Raw genomic sequence first — 876 nt, forward strand, 5'->3', positions numbered from 1 at the left:
GAATGATGGTATTACCCACCAACTGATCCGTTGCACAGCCATAACCGTCCTTGAACACGATCATCATGATGTCGGTCAGGAGCATCCCGCTCTCCCAATTCAGCCCGGCAAATTTCACTGGCTTACCCGACTCACACCATCCTGAAGCCTGGCTTGAAGCACTACCAACGAGCAAGCCAAGGGTGAGCAACGAGGCCAGCAATCTCTTCCTGTTTTTCATGATCAGACGCTCCGATACATTATTAGGGGCAGCGAACTGTTGTGTGCGACACAGGAACAAACGAGCCCATCAGATTTAGCAGGGACAAGTGCGTGTGCATACACGTGAGCGAAGGCGTGATTCAATTGCTTTTTTTGTTATTGGTGAAACTTAAATTGGATCTACGGAGGTGCGCCCGTAGAACAACTGGCGGGCATAGGCACTGAATTCGACATTGGGCTGGTCCACATACGCGAACACCGCGTTGAGCCTCAACCTGTCTCCTTCTACCGGCGTCACCCGGTGCAATGAATAGCGGCCACGGAACAATGTCAGCGTGCCAGGCACTTGAGGAAGAACCTCTATCTTCTGTGTTTGCGGGTCATCCAGGAATTGTCTGACTGCGTCATAACAATCGTCGTTTTCATTACGCAGCATGCGCACGTACTCAAAATCCCCCCCAGCGCTTGCCGCCTGAAGAGACAGCGTGACGCTGAAGTCGGACCTATCAAAGTGCCACCCCAACTCCTGTCCTGCCGTGAAGCCCTGTAAGTTAAGGGCGGCTAATGGATCGGCATGACGATAGAGCGCGTCAAGATCCAGAACATCTTTGATGAAAGCAAGGACTTCGTCCGATCCATAGATCTGGCGGATCAAATGGTCGACCGGAATATCGG

1 protein-coding gene and 1 pseudogene are annotated in these 876 nt (G+C 52.2%); both read right to left on the reverse strand.

All coding sequences use genetic code 11. The features are described 5' to 3' along the window. A pseudogene (locus AC1DRJ_RS30145) lies at positions 1-220 on the reverse strand (histidine ABC transporter substrate-binding protein); the annotation flags it as partial. Positions 221-370: 150 nt separating this feature from the next. Then, positions 371-876: HalD/BesD family halogenase (locus AC1DRJ_RS30150; RefSeq protein WP_477805334.1), on the reverse strand; the 506-nt coding region annotated here is incomplete at its 5' end.

This window comes from Pseudomonas sp. P5_B2 (assembly GCF_056400445.1).